The sequence below is a fragment of the Novosphingobium sp. genome, from assembly GCF_027531025.1.
Taxonomy (GTDB): domain Bacteria; phylum Pseudomonadota; class Alphaproteobacteria; order Sphingomonadales; family Sphingomonadaceae; genus Novosphingobium.
On sequence record NZ_JAPZQX010000009.1, the window covers coordinates 123,497 to 141,288 of the forward strand.

General features: G+C 67.1%; 15 protein-coding genes. 8 read left to right on the forward strand and 7 right to left on the reverse strand.

The annotated features are described in order from the left end of the window. Nucleotides 1-51: 51 nt before the first annotated feature. From O9281_RS13345 to O9281_RS13360, 4 genes are all read right to left on the reverse strand, one after another. Nucleotides 52-501 carry a MaoC family dehydratase gene (locus O9281_RS13345; RefSeq protein WP_298186762.1) on the reverse strand — a complete coding sequence of 150 codons (450 nt, stop codon included), beginning with the start codon at nt 499-501 and terminating at the stop codon, nt 52-54. A 119-nt stretch (nt 502-620) separates the two neighbouring features. Beyond that, on the reverse strand, nt 621-1,730 hold the full coding sequence (locus O9281_RS13350) for an acyltransferase (protein WP_298186765.1): 1,110 nt from the start codon (nt 1,728-1,730) through the stop codon (nt 621-623). Continuing rightward, nucleotides 1,727-3,088 carry a putative O-glycosylation ligase, exosortase A system-associated gene (locus tag O9281_RS13355; protein WP_298186767.1) on the reverse strand — a complete coding sequence of 454 codons (1,362 nt, stop codon included), beginning with the start codon at nt 3,086-3,088 and terminating at the stop codon, nt 1,727-1,729. The genes O9281_RS13350 and O9281_RS13355 overlap by 4 nt, the downstream gene beginning before the upstream one ends. Then, the gene (locus O9281_RS13360; RefSeq protein ID WP_298186770.1) at nt 3,081-3,260 is read right to left on the reverse strand and encodes a hypothetical protein; all 180 of its coding nucleotides are present in this window, start codon (nt 3,258-3,260) and stop codon (nt 3,081-3,083) included. Before O9281_RS13360 ends, O9281_RS13355 begins: the two co-directional genes overlap by 8 nt. Nucleotides 3,261-3,326: 66 nt before the next feature. Here O9281_RS13360 and O9281_RS13365 point away from each other — a divergent pair, with 66 nt between their 5' ends. From O9281_RS13365 to O9281_RS13380, 4 genes are all read left to right on the forward strand, one after another. Then, a complete protein-coding gene (locus O9281_RS13365; protein ID WP_298186773.1) occupies nt 3,327-4,556 on the forward strand; it encodes a TIGR04063 family PEP-CTERM/XrtA system glycosyltransferase in 1,230 nt (409 codons plus the stop codon). Nucleotides 4,557-4,598: 42 nt separating this feature from the next. Continuing rightward, nucleotides 4,599-6,128, forward strand: a complete 1,530-nt coding sequence (locus tag O9281_RS13370; RefSeq protein WP_298186775.1) for a hypothetical protein — start codon at nt 4,599-4,601, stop codon at nt 6,126-6,128. Nucleotides 6,129-6,363: 235 nt separating this feature from the next. Further along, the gene (gene gltB, locus O9281_RS13375) at nt 6,364-11,004 is read left to right on the forward strand and encodes a glutamate synthase large subunit (RefSeq protein WP_298186778.1); all 4,641 of its coding nucleotides are present in this window, start codon (nt 6,364-6,366) and stop codon (nt 11,002-11,004) included. A gap of 11 nt (nt 11,005-11,015) precedes the next feature. After that, nucleotides 11,016-12,449, forward strand: coding sequence for a glutamate synthase subunit beta (locus tag O9281_RS13380; protein ID WP_298186780.1), 1,434 nt, complete (start codon nt 11,016-11,018; stop codon nt 12,447-12,449). A gap of 4 nt (nt 12,450-12,453) precedes the next feature. Here the strand turns inward: O9281_RS13380 and O9281_RS13385 are convergent, their stop codons facing one another. Together O9281_RS13385 and O9281_RS13390 are read right to left on the reverse strand one after the other, a co-directional pair. Then, the gene (locus O9281_RS13385) at nt 12,454-13,473 is read right to left on the reverse strand and encodes a beta-propeller fold lactonase family protein (protein WP_298186783.1); all 1,020 of its coding nucleotides are present in this window, start codon (nt 13,471-13,473) and stop codon (nt 12,454-12,456) included. Between the two features lie 40 nt (nt 13,474-13,513). Continuing rightward, nucleotides 13,514-14,212, reverse strand: coding sequence for a pirin-like bicupin family protein (locus O9281_RS13390; protein WP_298186786.1), 699 nt, complete (start codon nt 14,210-14,212; stop codon nt 13,514-13,516). 111 nt (nt 14,213-14,323) lie between these two features. Between O9281_RS13390 and O9281_RS13395 the strand changes: the two genes are divergently transcribed. Further along, entirely contained in the window at nt 14,324-15,211 is an 888-nt protein-coding gene (locus tag O9281_RS13395) for a hypothetical protein (protein WP_298186788.1), read from the forward strand. Here O9281_RS13395 and O9281_RS13400 read toward each other — a convergent pair. After that, the gene (locus tag O9281_RS13400; protein ID WP_298186790.1) at nt 15,208-15,894 is read right to left on the reverse strand and encodes a uracil-DNA glycosylase; all 687 of its coding nucleotides are present in this window, start codon (nt 15,892-15,894) and stop codon (nt 15,208-15,210) included. The two genes, O9281_RS13395 and O9281_RS13400, sit on opposite strands and share 4 nt — an antisense overlap. 76 nt (nt 15,895-15,970) lie before the next feature. Here O9281_RS13400 and O9281_RS13405 point away from each other — a divergent pair, with 76 nt between their 5' ends. The 3 genes from O9281_RS13405 to O9281_RS13415 are packed head-to-tail and all read left to right on the forward strand — an operon-like array spanning nt 15,971 to nt 17,790. Then, a complete protein-coding gene (locus O9281_RS13405) occupies nt 15,971-16,591 on the forward strand; it encodes a ribonuclease D (protein ID WP_298186792.1) in 621 nt (206 codons plus the stop codon). Nucleotides 16,592-16,612: 21 nt separating this feature from the next. Further along, on the forward strand, nt 16,613-17,257 hold the full coding sequence (locus tag O9281_RS13410) for an LPS export ABC transporter periplasmic protein LptC (RefSeq protein WP_298186795.1): 645 nt from the start codon (nt 16,613-16,615) through the stop codon (nt 17,255-17,257). Then, nucleotides 17,257-17,790, forward strand: a complete 534-nt coding sequence (locus O9281_RS13415) for an LptA/OstA family protein (RefSeq protein WP_298186798.1) — start codon at nt 17,257-17,259, stop codon at nt 17,788-17,790. The genes O9281_RS13410 and O9281_RS13415 overlap by 1 nt, the downstream gene beginning before the upstream one ends. The last annotated feature ends 2 nt before the right edge of the window (nt 17,791-17,792 follow it).

The following is a 17,792-nucleotide window of genomic DNA, read 5'->3' on the forward strand; positions in this document are numbered from 1 at the left end:
GGGAAATTCCTTGCTTGGTCGAATGGTTGTGACCCCCGGGGAGGGTGCAGATCACACGAAGAACAGCGTGATCCATTCGCAGATCAGGGCCGGCTTGTCCTCGCCCTCGATCTCGATGGTGATCTCGTTGGTCTGCTGCCACTGGCCGGGGCGCTTCTCGACGAGTTCGAGCAGCTTGGTGTGGGCGCGCACGCGCTTGCCGGCGCGGACGGGCGAGATGAAGCGGGTCTTGTTGCCGCCATAGTTGACGCCCATCTTTATCCCGTCGACGCGCGCGCCTTCAGTCATCGCGCCCAGCACCGGGATCAGCGACAGGGTCAGGAAGCCGTGGGCGATCGTCCCGCCGAACGGGGTTAGCTTGGCCTTTTCCTCGTCGATGTGGATGAACTGGAAGTCACCGGTGGCTTCAGCAAACTTGTTGATGCGGTCCTGGCTGACTTCGAACCAGTCCGACACGCCGATCACTTCACCGGTCTTGGCTGCGAGTTCCTGCGGGGTCATTTGCGCCTCTCCTCTGGAGCTGGAAAGGCGCTTACATGGCCCAAGGCGCGGCCTTGCGCAACGCATCTGCGCCTGCCGCTACGGCATGGAAGGGCCTGCGCCCCGTGCGAAGCGGCGAATCACTCGGCGGCGATGGCGGCCGGGCGCATGGCCCAGCGCGGCGGGCGGGCATTGAGCCAGCGCTGCGCCGGCTTTTCGAGCCCATGATACAATGCCATCGAGGCCGCCAGCACCAGTATCAGGAACCCGGCCAGCCCGGCCCAGCCAAGCTGGAGCGAAGCGTCAACGAAGGCGATCTTCCAAAGGATGAACAGAAAGAAGTGCGCCAGATAGGTCGAATAGGAAACCTCGCCCAGATAAACCACTGGCCGGGCCGACAGTAGCCGCACCAGCCACCCCCGGCCCAGCGCCAGGGCCAGCAGCCCGGTCAGGAAGGCCGCCGGGGCAAAGGCCGTTTCCGGCAGGCCGAGGCCCAGCCCGGCACAGATCACGCCAAGACAGGCCAGCCCGGCCAGCAGGCCGCCAGACGCGGCGCTGCGCCAGCGCTGCCATAACAAGCACATGATATTGCCCAGCATGAACGCGGCCAGGCAGCGCCACAGCCCCAGTTGCTCGATCCCGTACCCCAGGGCGGTATAGCCGTAAGCAGCGAACAGCAAATGGATCGCCCCCAGCAGGACCAGCGCGACGCAGACCAGCAGCGCGGTCGATGCCCGCTGCCAGTCCGCCGCCAGCACGATCAGCGGGAATACCAGGTAGGCCGCCAGTTCGGTGCTGATCGACCAGGCGGGATGGTTCCAGCTGAGCGCGGTCGTGAACCCCCAGTTCTGCACCAGCAGGAGGTGCAGCGGCAGTTCCCCCAACGGATAGCCCGCCGTGCTGCGCCCGGTTGCAGCAAGCACCGCCACGAAGGCCAGCATGGCCAGCAGGATCGCAGCGTGGAGCGGCCAGACCCGGGCGATCCGGCGCCACAGGAACAGCCGCGTCTCGGCCCCGCCACCATCGCGCAGGCGCTCGGCATAGTTGTACCAGATGACGAAGCCGGACAGGATGAAGAACAGATCGACTGCCAGATAGCCGCGCGCCATCACCGCGATCGCCTCGGGCGGGAACAGCCCGGTCAAAGACAGGCGGATGTGATAGAACACGACGGCCCAGGCGGCGATGCCGCGAATACCGGTCAGGGCATCAAGATGGCCGGGGCCGTCATTCCGGGCGGACGGGCTCATCCTGCCGTCACCCGCAATTGGGCGCGCGCACCGATCACCGGTGCCGCCACCGGCGCTTCGATCCGCCGGGCATAGGACCACAGCCCGCATTGCAGACCGATGATCATGAACATCACCGGCTGGAAGGCCACGCCGATAAACACCGCGCCGAGGAAATAGACGATCTGTGAAAGCTGGAGGGCATTGGCCAGTGGCGCGATCCAGGCGGTGTCAGGCCCCTTGCGATCCTTCCAGCGTCGCCGCAGTCGCTCCATCTGCCATACGCCGAGCAGCTGGATCCAGGCCCACAGCGCAAAGCCGAAGTAGCCCTGTTCGCCCAGCATCTCGAAATAGGCCGAGTGATAGGCCCGTGCCTTTTCCACGTGGTATTCGGTGACCAGGGTGACGTTGTTCTTCGGCCCGACCTCCTTCACCGTCGGCACCAGCAGGCTGTTGCCGCGATAGGCATCGAACCCGCCGCCAAACGGATGGTCCTGGACATAGTCCAGCGTCCACATCCACACCGCTACACGGGTCGAGGCCGACTGGTCGGACTGATGCTCGCGGATCGTACTCATCCGCTCGGTATAGCTGTCAGGCAGGAAGGGGATCGCGGCGAGGGCCAGCGCCCCGGCCGCGCCAAGGTAGAGAAAGCGGTGCTTCACCGCCCGCAACGACAATACCCCCAGCAGGGCAATGCAGAGCAGGCCGGTGCGGGTCTGGGTGCCGATCGGGATCATCAGCGCCGCGAAAGTAAGCGCCACCGCGAACAGCGTGACCAGCTTGCCCTTTGGAAAGATCGTGGTGTGGCGCGCTACCCACCAGATCAGCGGGATGATCATGATCGCCACGGTCGACAGGGTCGATCCTTCGTAGATCCCCGAGTTTTCGGCCACCAGCGTGCGCATGTGGCCATAGCCGCCGCCGCCACCCACGGTCTTGATCCCGCCAGAGATGAGAATCGCCCCCACGGTCAGCACCATGGTCGTCACCACCGCTTCGAACCGCAGGCGAGTGCGCAGGGTCAGTGGCAGGAAGATCGCGAAAAGCAGCGCCTTCCAGACCCATGACCATTTCTCGGCCGCCTCGACCGGGAACTCGGCAATGGTCGTGGTGATCCCGCAATAGGCCAGCAGGGCCACGATCAGCGCCTGGCGCAGGGTGAAGCGGGTGTCGCGCTTGTCATCCAGCAACAGCCAGCCGCCAAAGGCCAGCAGGAAGGCGATCAGCGAGATCGGTAGCGATGCCAGCAGCGACCAGCTGATCTTCTGGGGGGTCAGGATATCGATATAGAGATAGGCCAGCACCCACAGGAACGGCCGACGGAACCCCAGCGTCAGGAAGGCCAGGGTGAAGGCGGTGATGGCAAGGTCAAGCACGGGTGCGCAGCCCTGGCCTGACGGGTTTTGCAGCAGGCTTGTCCCCGGCCCGGTCGGGTTCGCGTTCGGCCGCAGGTTCGGGATCGCCATCCAGGTCGTCACGGAAAAGCAGCCGCCAGCCCGCAAGGGCCAGCAGCCCATGGGACAGGGCCAGGGCGAAATAGTCGACCATCGTGGCCTTGCCCTAGCAGGGCCTAGTTGACGCCCCGTTAAGCCTTGCTGCCCTAGGGAAACGGGCATGACCCGCGTTCTGCACGTCCTCGATCACTCGCTGCCGCTGCACAGCGGCTATACCTTTCGCACCCGCGCGATCCTGACCGCGCAGGCGGCGCTGGGGCTGGAAGTGCGCGGGATCACCGGGCCGCGTCATGTCGCACCGGGGCCGGACCGCGAGGAAGCCGAAGGGCTGACCTTCCACCGCACCCGTGGCAGCGCCGCTGGCCCGCCTGGCCTCAAGGAATGGCGCGAGATCGACTTGCTGGCCGATGCGATCGTCACGCTGGCCGGGGACTGGCGGCCCGACCTGCTTCACGCCCATTCGCCCGCGCTGTGCGGCAAGGCCGCGCTGATCGCGGGCAAGCGGCTGGGCATTCCGGTGGTCTACGAGGTTCGCGCCTTCTGGGAGGATGCCGCCGTTTCGAACGGGAATGGCCGCGAAGGCAGCCTGAAGTACCGGCTGACCCGCGCGCTGGAAGATCATGTCGTGGCCGGAGCCGATGCCGTGGTCACGATCTGTCAGGGCCTGAAGGACGATCTGGTCGCGCGCGGCGTGGCGGCGGACAAGATCTCGCTCAGCCCCAACGGGGTCGATCTCGACCTGTTTGGCGCGGCAGCTCAAGCCGATCCGGCACTGGCCGCCCGGATCGGGCTGCGGCCCGGCCCGGTGATCGGCTTCATCGGCAGCTTCTATGACTACGAGGGGCTGGACGACCTGATCGCCGCCATGCCGCTGCTGATCGCGCGCGAACCGGCTGCCCAGCTGCTGCTGGTAGGTGGCGGGCCGATGGGTGCGGCTTTGCGCGCGCAAGCGGCGGGCTCCAGCGCGGCGGACGCGATCCATTTCACCGGACGCGTCCCGCACAGCGAAGTGGAACGCTACTATGCCCTGATCGACGTGCTGGCCTTTCCGCGCAAGCGCAGCCGCCTGACGGAGCTGGTCACGCCGCTCAAACCACTGGAAGCCATGGCCCAGGGGCGGCTGGTGGCGGCATCCGACGTGGGCGGGCACCGCGAACTGATCACCGACGGGGTGACCGGCACGCTCTTTGCGCCCGATGATCCCGCTGCCTGTGCCGCAGCCCTGGCAAGCCTGCTGGCCGATCGCGACCAGTGGGAGGCTCGGCGCGCCGCCGGTCGCGCCCATGTCGCAGCGCGTCACGACTGGGCCGCGAATGTTCATCGTTATCAGGATGTTTACCAAGCCGCGCTAGGTCGATCAGTGCATTCACGGAACGCGGCGGCCGCCTGAACAGGGGGCGGAGGCCGCAGGGGACTGGACGGGATCGACAGGGTGGCACAGAGCAAACGCAAATCGGCGGGCAACAAGCCGATCACCAGTCATCCGCTGTTTGCGGCGGTGGTGGCGCTGTGGTTCAGCGCACTGTTCGGCCTGGGCAGCCTGGCAATCCGTCCCGCCCTGTTCGAAAGCCTGGTGCTGAAAAGCGGAATCGACCTGATCATTCCCGCCGCCGCTCCGCCACTGGGCGTCACCGCCCGGATCCTGATTGCCATGGCCATGGCGGCCTGCGGCGCGGTGATCGGCGCGATCCTGGCGCACCGCATGACCCGGCCAAAGGCGGCCCCGGTTGCGCGCAAGCGCGGCGTCCGCAGTACGGCCCCGGAACCGAAGGCGCGTCGCCCGATTTCGGCGCATGACGAACTGGGCGAAAGCCTCGACGCCCCCACCGAGCGCGAGAGCATCCTGACCAGCCGTCGCCGCCCCCTGTCGGTCGAGCACGAGGAACGCCCGTTCCAGCCGCCCGAGATGGCTCCGCTGCCCGGTGGTCTGCCCCCGATCCTGGCCGAAGCGCCAGTTGCCCCGGCTGCAACCCCGGCCCCCTTCGCGCCACCTGCCGCGCCCCAGGCCACGTCAGAGACCGAAGCCCCACTCGATCTAGGTGCCTTCGTCGCGCCGCTGGCCCAACCGGTCGCGCTCGACTGGGAGGCAGCGCAGCCGGTTGCCTCTGCCACGCCGCAATTCGAGGCACCCCCAGCATTCGCGCCATTTGCGGCGCCGCGCGCCGCCGAGCCTGCACCGCCGGTTGAACCGGTCACGCCGCCGCAGACCATTGCCACGGCCCGCCCAGCCAGCCTTGAGATGACCGACCTGGCGCTGCGGCTGCAGGAATCGATGGCCCGTCGCCGCGCCGCGCGTAACGCCGCCGCCCGCGCAACCGAACCCGAGGCTGCCGCCACCGCTGCCGCCGAGGCGGTACCAGTCGCCGCGCCAGCAGAACCGCCAGTCGATCTGGCCCCGCCGACAGCGCCGTTCGGCTCGGCCAACCTGTTCCTTGAACCGACCCCGGCCCCTGCCATTCCGGCTGCACCCCTGGCCATGCCGGCCGCGCTGCGCCCGCTCGACTTCGATATTGGCGATGATGAAGCCGACCTTGGCAGCCTGGGCCTGCTCGGCCCGCGCCATCTGACCATGCCGCCCGCACCAGCTACCGCCGCGCCGGTACCTGCAGCCACCTTCGCGCCCGAGCCGGAAGAGCAGGCAGCCGAGGAAGAGGCTGCACCGGCTTCCGAGCAGGCCTTTGGCTCGCTGCTTGACCTCGGGGCTGCCGCGCCGCGCACCGGCTTTGTCCGGATCGACGAGCCCGAACCGGCTGCCGCGCCGATCGAACCGGTGGTGATCTTCCCCGGCCAGCTCGCCGCCAGCCCGGCCGCACCGTTTCGCCGGTTCGATTCGCCTGCCAATGCGGCCCAGGCCGCGCCGGTTTCCGCCGCGCCAGCCGCCCCGGCGATCGAGGCCCAGGTCGCCGAGGCCGCGCTGCGCGCCGCGCTGGCCAATCTACAGCGGATGAGCGGCGCGGCCTGAGCCGCCTTCCCCCTTCCCGACCGCAATCCTATTCACAGCCACGCTTGGCCGCACCCAAGCGATTCTTGGCTTGTTCGCAGTTGCAAAAACAGCTTCCTGTCGTCATGGGAAAGCCTCGCGCAATTTTCGCTGCCTCTGGCGGCAGGGATTCTTGCGCTTAATTGCCGGATTTCCGGGGTTTGTGGCCAACTGGTGACGAATCGCGGCAACCGGGTGACGACAGGATGGGATTTCGATGGGATACCCGGCACCGCAAGGGCTTTACGATCCACGCAATGAGCACGACGCCTGTGGCGTCGGTTTTGTCGCCCATATCAAGGGCGCCAAAAGCCATGCGATCGTAACCCAGGCGCTGCAGATCCTGCACAATCTCGACCACCGTGGCGCCGTTGGCGCCGATCCGCTGCTGGGCGATGGCGCCGGCATCCTGATCCAGACGCCCGATGCGCTGTTCCGCAAGTGGGCCGACCGCGAAGGGCTGAAGCTGCCCACCGCCGGCGATTACGCGGTCGCCATGTGCTTCCTGCCCCAGGACCAGGCCAGCCGCGAATTCATCGTCGGCACCTTTGAAAAGTTCATCGCCAAGGAAGGCCAGCGACTGATCGGCTGGCGCGACGTGCCGGTGACCACCGATGGCCTGGGCAAGGCCGTGCTCGAACAGATGCCGGTGATCCGCCAGTGCTTCGTCGCCCGCGGCGACAACTGCGCCGACCAGGACGCCTTCGAGCGCAAGATCCTGGCGATCCGCAAGCAGACCCAGAACCCGCTGGCAGCCCTGGCCGAAAAGCACGGGATGCCGGGGATCGCCGATCTCTACATGCCCAGCTTCTCCAGCCGCACGGTGGTTTACAAGGGGCTCCTGCTGGCAACGCAGGTTGGCAGCTTCTACGATGACCTGCGCGATCCGGACTGCGTTTCGGCGCTGGGCCTGGTTCACCAGCGCTTTTCCACCAACACCTTCCCCAGCTGGAAGCTGGCGCACCCCTATCGCTTCATCGCCCACAATGGCGAGATCAACACGGTGCGCGGCAACGTCAACTGGATGAACGCCCGCCGCCGCACGATGGAAAGCGAGCTGCTGGGCGCGGACCTCGACAAGATGTGGCCGCTGATCCCGCACGGCCAGTCGGACACCGCCTGCCTCGACAATGCGCTCGAGCTGCTGCTGGCGGGTGGCTACAGCCTGGCCCACGCGGTGATGATGCTGATCCCCGAGGCCTGGGCCGGCAATCCACTGATGGATGCCAAGCGCCGCGCCTTCTACGAATATCACGCCGCGCTGATGGAGCCGTGGGACGGCCCGGCCGCCGTGGCTTTTACCGATGGTCGCCAGATCGGCGCGACGCTCGATCGCAATGGCCTGCGTCCGGCGCGCTTCCTTGTCACCGATGACGATATCGTGGTCATGGCGTCCGAAAGCGGCGTCCTGCCGATCAAGGAAGACAATATCGTGCGCAAGTGGCGGCTCCAGCCGGGCCGCATGCTGCTGATCGATTTCGACCAGGGCCGGATCATCGAGGACGAGGAACTGAAGGCCTCGCTCGCCGCTGCCGAACCTTATGAGGACTGGCTGGAAGCCGCGCAGTACAAGCTCAAGGATCTGGAAGTGGTCGAGCCGGAACTGGCTGCCCTGCCCCAGGAAAACACCAGCCTGCTCGATCGACAGCAGGCGTTTGGCTACACTCAGGAAGACCTCTCCCGCTTCCTTGAGCCGATGGCCGTCAATGCCGACGATCCGCTCGGCTCGATGGGCACCGACACGCCGATCGCGGTGCTCTCGAACCGCGCGCGCCTGCTCTACGATTACTTCAAGCAGAACTTCGCCCAGGTCACCAACCCGCCGATCGACCCGATCCGCGAGGAGCTGGTGATGAGCCTGGTCAGCATGATCGGCCCCCGCCCCAACCTGTTGGGGATGGAAGCCGGCACGCACAAGCGGCTGGAAGTCGACCAGCCGATCCTGACCAACGACGATATTGCCAAGATCCGCTCGGTCGAGGCCGCGCTCGATGGCGCCTTCCGCACCGAGACGATCGACATCACCTGGGATGCCGCCGCCGGTGCGGCCGGCCTCGAAATGGCGATCAAGGAAATGTGCTGGGCTGCGACCGAGGCCGTGCTGCAGGACAAGAACATCCTGATCCTGTCCGACCGCGCCCAGGGGCCTGACCGGATTCCGATGCCAGCGCTGCTGGCCACGGCCGCGGTGCACCACCACCTGGTCCGCCAGGGGCTGCGGATGCAGACCGGGCTGGTCGTCGAAACCGGCGAAGCGCGCGAAGTCCATCACTTCGCCGTGCTCGCGGGCTATGGGGCCGAAGCGATCAATCCTTATGTCGCCTTCGAGACGCTGGAGGACATCCGCGTCCGCAAGGAGCTGCCGCTCTCCGCCAAGGAAGTGCAGAAGAACTACATCAAGGCGGTCGGCAAGGGCATCCTCAAGGTCATGTCCAAGATGGGCATTTCGACCTACCAGTCCTACTGCGGCGCGCAGATCTTCGACGCGGTCGGCCTGTCGAGCCAGTTCATCGACAAGTACTTCACCGGCACGGCCACGACGATCGAGGGCATTGGCCTGGCCGAAGTGGCCGAGGAAACCGTGCTGCGCCACCAGGCAGCCTATGGTGACAACCCGATCTACAAGTCGATGCTCGACGTGGGCGGGATGTATGGCCTGCGCCTGCGCGGCGAGGAACACGCCTGGACCGCGCAGAACATCGCCGCGCTCCAGCACGCGGTGCGCGGCAACGTGCCCGACAAGTATCGCGAGTTCGCCCAGACCATCAACGACCAGTCGACCCGGATGTTGACCATCCGCGGGCTGATGGAACTCAAGCCGGCCGATAAGCCGCTCGACATTTCCGAGGTCGAACCGGCCAGCGAGATCGTGAAGCGCTTTGCCACCGGGGCGATGAGCTTCGGCTCGATCAGCCGCGAGGCGCACACCACGCTGGCCGTTGCCATGAACCGGATTGGCGGCAAGTCGAACACCGGCGAGGGCGGCGAGGAACCGGACCGGTTCAAGCCGCTGCCGAACGGGGATTCGCTGCGCTCCGCGATCAAGCAGGTCGCCTCTGGCCGGTTCGGCGTGACCACCGAATACCTCGTCAATTCGGACGACATCCAGATCAAGATGGCCCAAGGCGCCAAGCCCGGCGAGGGCGGCCAGCTGCCCGGCCACAAGGTCGACAAGGTAATCGGCAAGACCCGCCACTCCACCCCGGGCGTGGGCCTGATCTCGCCCCCGCCGCACCACGACATCTATTCGATCGAAGACCTCGCCCAGCTGATCCACGACCTCAAGAACGTGAACGGCAAGGCGCGGATCTCGGTCAAGCTGGTGTCGGAAGTCGGCGTCGGCACGGTTGCCGCGGGCGTTTCCAAGGCCCGCGCCGACCATGTGACGATCTCGGGCTATGAAGGCGGGACCGGCGCTTCGCCGCTGACCAGCCTGACCCACGCGGGCAGCCCCTGGGAAATCGGCCTGGCTGAAACCCAGCAGACGCTGATCCTCAACAACCTGCGCAGCCGCATCGCGGTCCAGGCCGACGGCGGCCTGCGGACCGGGCGCGACGTGGCCGTGGCCGCGCTGCTGGGGGCGGACGAGTTCGGCTTTGCCACCGCGCCGCTGATCGCGGCCGGCTGCATCATGATGCGCAAGTGCCACCTCAACACCTGCCCGGTCGGCGTGGCAACGCAGGACCCGGTGCTGCGCGCGCGCTTCACCGGCCAGCCCGAGCACGTGATCAACTACTTCTTCTTCGTCGCCGAGGAACTGCGCGCGATCATGGCCGAGATGGGCTTCCGCACGGTCGCTGAAATGGTCGGCCGGGTCGACCGGCTCGACATGAAGCAGGCGATCGATCACTGGAAGGCCAAGGGCGTCGACCTGTCGCGCATCCTCCACCAGGTGCCGCTGGGTGACAGCCCCTCGCTGGGCTGGAGCCAGACCCAGGATCACGGGCTCGACAAGGCGCTCGACAACGAGCTGATTGCGGCTGCCGCCGATGCGCTGGACAAGCAGCAGCCGGTGGTGATCGAGCGCAAGGTCATCAACGTCAACCGCACGGTCGGCGCGATGCTCTCGGGCGAAGTGGCCAAGCGCTATGGCCATGCCGGCCTGCCCGACAACACCATCAAGCTCAAGCTGACCGGGGTGGCCGGGCAGAGCTTCGGGGCCTGGCTGGCCCATGGGGTCACGCTGGACCTGACCGGCGATGCCAACGACTATGTCGGCAAGGGCCTGTCCGGCGGGCGGATCATCGTGCGCCAGCCGGCCCATGTCGAGCGTGATGCCAGCCAGAACATCATCGTCGGCAATACCGTGCTCTATGGCGCGATCGCTGGTGAAGCCTATTTAAACGGCGTCGCCGGGGAACGCTTTGCCGTGCGTAATTCGGGTGCGATCGCAGTGGTGGAAGGGACCGGCGATCACGGCTGCGAGTACATGACCGGCGGCGTGGTCGTGGTGCTCGGCAAGACCGGGCGCAACTTTGCCGCGGGGATGAGCGGCGGCGTGGCCTATGTCTATGACGAGGTCGGGCAGTTCGCCCAACTGTGCAACCGGGCCCAGGTCGACCTGCTGCCGATCAGCGCCGAACGCGACGAGGAAGACGGAGCGGGCCGGCCGCAGCAGCGCCCGCGCTCGGTCGACGATTTCGGCATGGGCGACATGCTGCGCCACGATGCCGAGCGCCTGCGCGTGCTGCTTGAGCGCCATCATCTCCACACCGGCAGCAAGCGCGCCCGCGCCCTGCTGGATGACTGGACCGTCACGCTGGGCAAGTTCGTGAAGGTGATGCCGAAGGACTATGCCCGCGCGCTCAAGCAACTCGAGGCCGAGCGGCTGGCTGCCGCTTCGGTGGCTGCGGAATAAGGACAGGAACGATGGGCAAGGAAACCGGCTTTCTCGAGCTTGACCGCCAGGACCGTGGCTATGCCGATCCCAAGGAGCGGCTGAAGCATTACAAGGAATTCGTGATCCCGCATCCCGAACCGGCGCTGAAGGCGCAGGCTTCGCGGTGCATGAACTGCGGCATTCCCTACTGTCACAACGGTTGTCCGGTGAACAACATCATCCCGGACTGGAACCACCTGGTCTATGAAGGGGACTGGCAGAATGCGCTGGAAGTGCTGCATTCGACCAACAACTTCCCCGAGTTTACCGGCCGCATCTGTCCCGCCCCGTGCGAGGCGAGCTGCACGCTGAACATCATCGACCAGCCGGTGACGATCAAGAGCATCGAATGCGCGATCGTCGACAAGGGCTGGGAGAACGGCTGGATCCACCCGCAGGTTCCGGCCAAGCGCACCGGCAAGACCGTGGCAGTGGTCGGCTCCGGCCCGGCGGGCCTGGCTGCCGCGCAGCAGCTGGCCCGTGCCGGACATTCGGTGACGGTGTTCGAAAAGAACGACCGCGCCGGGGGCCTGCTCCGCTATGGCATCCCCGACTTCAAGATGGAAAAGCACCTGATCAACCGGCGGCTGGTCCAGATGGAAGCCGAAGGGGTGCAGTTCCGCACCTCGACCGAGGTTGGTGTCCACGTTTCGATCGAGTCCTTGAAGGAAAACTTCGACGCGATCGTCCTGTCGGGCGGCGCGGAAGACCCGCGGCGACTGGAAATCCCGGGGGCCGAACTGCCCGGCGTGCGCCTCGCCATGGAATTCCTGACCCAGCAGAACAAGCGCGTGGCGGGCGACGATGAACTGCGCGCTGCCCCGCGCGGCACCCTGACCGCCACTGGCAAGCACGTGATCGTGATCGGCGGCGGCGATACCGGCAGCGACTGCGTGGGGACTTCCAACCGCCAGGGCGCCGCTTCGGTCACCCAGCTGGAAATCATGCCCAAGCCGCCCGAAAAGGAAGACAAGGCGCTGACCTGGCCCGACTGGCCACTCAAGCTGCGCACCTCGAGCAGCCACGAGGAAGGCGTCGCGCGTGACTGGTCGGTCCTGGCCAAGCGGGTGATCGGGGAAAACGACGTGACCGGCCTCGAATGCGTCCGGGTCGAATGGGTCGATGGGCGGATGCAGGAAGTGGCGGGCAGCGAATTCGTGCTCAAGGCCGACCTGATCCTGCTGGCCATGGGCTTTGTCGGCCCGCGCAAGCAGGGCCTGCTTGATCAGGCCGGAGTGGCACTCGATGGGCGCGGCAATGTCGCCGCCAACGTGATCGACTATCGCACCAGCGATCCGCAGATCTTTGCCTGCGGCGACATGCGGCGCGGGCAGAGCCTGGTCGTCTGGGCGATCCGCGAAGGCCGCCAGGCCGCCCGCGCGGTCGACGAGGCGCTGATGGGCGTCAGCGAACTGCCGCGCTGAGGCCTCAGGGCTTGGGGTTTGCCCTGGTCTGCACCGGGGCTATCGCCAGCCCGTCGCCCTGCACGCCCGCCGCCAGCTGGCCGATCAGCCGCCCGTCGGGGAAGCTGAATTCGGCCACGCGGTTGGTCCGGGTCAGCGCCGCGTAAAGCCGCTTGCCATTAGCCGAGAACAGCAGCGTCACCAGCTCGCTGGCGCTGCCGCCCGGCACTTGCAGCGTCTGGACCAGCCGCGCATTCGCCGTGCGGACAACCGAGATCGTCCCATCGCCGTAATTGCTGGTCACGGCATGGCGGCCATCCGGGCTCAGGATCACTCGCAGCGGCACCTTGCCCACGGCCACGCGGCGCCGCACAGCCAGGCTGTCGGGATCAAGCTGCATCAGCTGACCGGTATCGCGCGCGGTCACCCACAGGCTGCGGCCATCGGGGGACAGGGCGATCCCCTCGGTCCCGCCACCGGTCATCGCCTCGCGCAGCGGCTGGCCCGTGGTTAGGTCAATCAACGTCACGCTGCCGCTGCGCAGGTTGGCGGTCCAGGCGCGGGTCGCCCCGGCGTCGACGACCACCATGTGGCTGCCCGCGCGCGGTGCTGTTCCGGCGGGACGGGTGGAGATCGTGGTCACTTTCGCATCTGGCCCGGCTTCGGGCCGCTCGATCACGACCATCGCATCAATCCCCTCGGCCGAGGCATAGATCCGGCCATTGGCGTGCCAGACGATGCCGTGAGGCCGCGCGCCTTGCGGCAGGGGGATGGTGGTTAGCAGGGCGCGGCTGGCAACGTCGAACAGCGCGATCGCCTCACCCCCATAAGCCACCACCGCGACCCGGCGACCATCGGGGGCCAGCGCAACCTCGTGCGGGGCCGGGCCGAACGGCGCGCGCGCCACTTCACGGCCATTGACCAGATCGATGAAGCTGACGGTGTTCTCGCCCTTGTTCCCCACGACCAGCGTGTCCGCGCCAGCGGCGGCACCGGCCAGCAACATGGTCGCCCCCGCGATCAGAGGCAGCATCTGCTTCGTCATGTCCGTTCTCCCATCAGGCCCGAGTTATCACGCCCGGCTATCAGGCCGCATCGACCAGCACCAGTTCGGCGTCTTCCAGCGCGGTGACCTCGATCTGGCTTTCGCCGGTGATCGCCACGCCATCGCGCGCCGCCGCTTCGACCGTGCCGATCCGCACCCGCCCGGCCGCGGGCACCAGGTAAATGTGCCGATCGGGCGCGGTGTCATAGCGCACGGTCTCCCCCGCCTTGACGAAGGCCGCGGCGACCCGCCCGCTGGTGTTGATTTTCAGCGCCTCGGCATCGTCCGGCAGGCCCGAGGCCAGCACCTCGAACCGCCCGTCACGGCTGTCCTTGGGGAAGGGGCGCGTACCCCAACTGGGGGCATGGCCGCCGCGATCCGGCATGATCCAGATCTGGAACAGGCGGCACTCCTCGTCCTCGAGGTTGTATTCGGCATGGCGGATGCCGGTGCCCGCGCTCATCACCTGGACATCGCCCGCCTCGGTCCGGCCCTTGTCGCCCAGGCTGTCCTGGTGGGTAATCGCGCCCTGGCGGACATAGGTGATGATTTCCATGTCCTGGTGCGGGTGCGGCGGAAAGCCGCTCTTCGCCGCGATCCGGTCATCGTTCCAGACCCGCAGCGCGCCCCATTGGACTCGCGCGGGATCGTGATAGTTCGCGAAGGAAAAGTGGTGGCGGGCATCCAGCCAGCCGTGGTTTGCCGCACCCAGCGAGGCGAAGGGGCGAAGTTCGATCATCGTCAGTCTCCGGGGCCGATCCGCCGGGATCGGCTGTTGTGCGCCAGATAGGTGTTGTCTGGCGATCCGCCAGATGGAAGAGGGCCAATCGACCGTAACGAAAGCTTGCCCGTGCCGAAGATCGCCTTTCTTGCCTGCCCCGCCACCCTGCCCGGATCGCCCACCCGCCGCCCCGATGCCTTCGAGCATGACCTGCAGATCGGCGCGCTGCGCGATGGCCTCAAGGGTCGGGCCGAGGTAACCGAGATTGACTGGCGCGCACCGCTGGCCGAGCTGGCCGGGTTCGACCTCGCCTGGCTTGGCACCCCCTGGGACTATACCGAGGCCAAGGACGAGTTCCTGGCCCGGCTGGGCGAACTGGAAGCCGCCGGGGTGATCGTCTGCAATCCGCTGGAGGTGGTGCGCTGGAATGCCGACAAGCTTTACCTGAAGGAATTGGCGCAGCGGGGCGCGGTAACGATCCCGACGCTCTGGCCCGAACGCGCCGACCCTGCGGACGTGCATGCCGCCTTCGATCACTTCGCCACCGACCGGGTGGTGGTGAAGCGCCGGGTGGGCGCGGGCGCGATCGGCCAGGACAGCTTCACCCGCGACAATCCGCCACCCGCTGACTGGCGGATCGACCAGCCGGCGATGATCCAGCCCTTCCTCCCCGCGATCCAGCGCGAGGGCGAGCTGAGCTTCATCTTCGTCGATGGCGCGCTGAGCCACGCCCTGCTCAAGCAGGCGACCGGCGGCGACTATCGCATCCAGTCGCTCTATGGTGGCACCGAAACCCCGCTGGACCCCGCCCCGGCCGACCGCGCCGCTGCCGAAGCGGTCATGGCCCTGCTGCCCTTCGACCAGGCCCCGCTCTATGCCCGGATCGACATGGTGCGGCTGGAGGATGGGCAGCTGGCCGTAATTGAGGCCGAACTGATCGAACCCTATCTTTATCCCGAGCAGGGCCCGGGCTTCGGCCCCATGCTGGCCGAGGCGATGCTGCGGCGGCTGGCCTAGAGCGCCCAGTCCACCGCACTGCGACCCTGCGATGCCAGAAAGGCATTGGCCTGGCTGAAATGCTTGCAGCCAAGGAAGCCCCGGTGGGCCGAAAGCGGGCTGGGATGCGGGGCCGTCAGTACGAGATGATGGCTGTTCATCAGCCCCGGCACAGATTGCGCCTTGCGCTGGGCGTGGCTGCCCCAAAGCAGGAAGACGCAGGGCTCGGCCTTGGCCGCGACGGCGGCGACCACGGCATCGGTGATCTCCTCCCAGCCGCGGCCCTGATGTGAGGCGGGCTGGCCATCCTCCACCGTGAGGGCGGCATTCAGCAGCAGCACGCCCTGCCTGGCCCAGTTGGTCAGGTTGCCGTGGCGCGGGACGGCCAAGCCCAGGTCGCTAGCCAGTTCCTTGTAGATGTTGACCAGGCTGGGCGGCACCCGCACCCCGTCCTGGACGGAAAACGACAGGCCGTGGGCCTGACCCGGTCCGTGATAGGGGTCCTGCCCCAGGATCACGACCTTGACCGCATCGAGCGGGGTCAGCTCCAGCGCGGCCAGGCGGGTTCCGCGCGGCGGGTAGATCGCCTTGCCGGCGGCCTCCTCGGCCTTCAGGAACCCGCCCAATTTGCGCGACTTCGGACTGGCAAGGACAGGTTCCAGCACCGCCTGCCAACTTTCCGGAACCGCATCGCTGCCAGCCATTGCCGAAACCTCGTTCCTGCCCGTGCCATTGCGGGGCTTTCATCCCCGCGCCAATCGGCCTAAGCACCATCGGGATATGGCTGTCTATCTCCACGAAGAAGATCTCCCCGCAGGCGTGCTCGGCCCCGGCCCGATTGCCGTCGATACCGAAACCATGGGTCTGCTGACTCACCGTGACCGGCTCTGCGTGGTGCAATTGTCCGATGGTTCGGGCGATGAGCACCTGGTGCGCTTCAGCCCGGGCTCGCCCTATGCCGCGCCTCATCTCAAGGCGGTCCTCGCCGATCCAGGCCGGCTCAAGCTCTATCATTTCGCCCGGTTCGACCTGGCCGCGATTGAGCATTACCTCGGCGTCACCGCGGCACCGGTGTTCTGCACCAAGATCGCGAGCAAGCTGGTGCGCACTTATACCGACCGGCATGGCCTGAAGGACCTGGTGCGCGAACTGCTGGGCAAGGAGCTGTCGAAGCAGCAGCAGTCGAGCGACTGGGGCGGGCCGATCCTGAACGAGGCGCAGCTGGAATATGCCGCCTCCGACGTGCGCTATCTCCACGCCATGCACACCATCCTGGTGGCCCGGCTGGAGCGCGAGGGGCGCACGGCCCTGGCCCAGGCCTGTTTCGATTTCCTGCCTGTCCGCGCCCGGCTTGACCTGGCCGGCTGGGCCGAGAAGGACATCTTCAGCCACGAGGCCTGAGCGCAAAGCGGAACACCAAGCATGACCGAAGCCGCCGACCGGATCCGCGATACGCGCCGCCAGTGGGCCGCGCCGGGGGGATCGCATGACCGCCTTGTTCGCACCCTGGCGCGCTGGCTGCCGGGTGCGGTTGGCGTGGTGCTGGCGGCGATGATCCTCGGCCCCTTGTTCCCGCGCGGGGAAATCAGCTTCCTGCTCGATCGCAACAAGGTGGCGGTTACCAGTGAGCGGGTGCGGGTGGTCAATGCCATGTACCGGGGCGAGGACAACGAGGGCCGGCCCTTCACCGTGACCGCGGCCGATGCCGTCCAGGTTTCCGCCGCCGATCCGATCGTGCGGATGCAGGGCCTGGTGGCGCGGATCCTGATGGCGGATGGCCCGGCGCAGCTCTCCGCCGCAGGCGGAACCTATGACTATGACCGTGAAGCGGTCGAAGTGGCCGGCCCGGTCACCTTCACCGCCGCCGACGGTTACCGGATGACCACCGCCCATGTCGCGATCGACCTCAAGGGGCAGCGGGTGGTCGGCGATGGCGGGGTCAGCGGGGCCATTCCGGCTGGCACATTCGCCGCCGAACGGCTAGTAGCCGATCTCAACGCGCGAACCATCGCGCTCGAAGGAAACGCCCGGCTGGTGATGACCCCGGGCAAGCTGAGGATGCCGTGATGGCCGAGGTTCCGCTTTCCCGTCTTGCCCTGCGCTCGCTGCTGACGGGCCTGGCAATCGGCGCCGTTGGGATCATGGCGGTGAGCCAGTCGGGCGCCCAGGCGCTGGGCGGCCACAACACGGATGCCCCGGTCAGCTACCAGGCCGACCGCATGGAACTGCAGGACCGGCAGGACCGGGTGGTGCTGGCCGGCAATGTCCGGATCAGCCAGGGCAACCTCAGCCTGACCGCCGAACGCACCACCGTCGCCTTCACCGATACCGGCAGCCTGCAGATCCAGCGGATCGACGCCACTGGCGGGGTCAATGTGACCCGCGGGAGCGAAAGCGCGCGCGGCGACGTGGCGATCTATGACTTCAACCGCCGGGTGATCACCCTGGCGGGCAATGTTGCCCTGCGCCGGGGCGGCGATACGCTCAATGGCGGACGGCTGGTGATCGATCTCAACAGCGGCGTCTCCAGCGTCGATGGCCGTGGTGGCGGCGCCGGTGGGCGTGTTTCGGGCACATTCTCGGTCCCCAAGCGCAACTGACC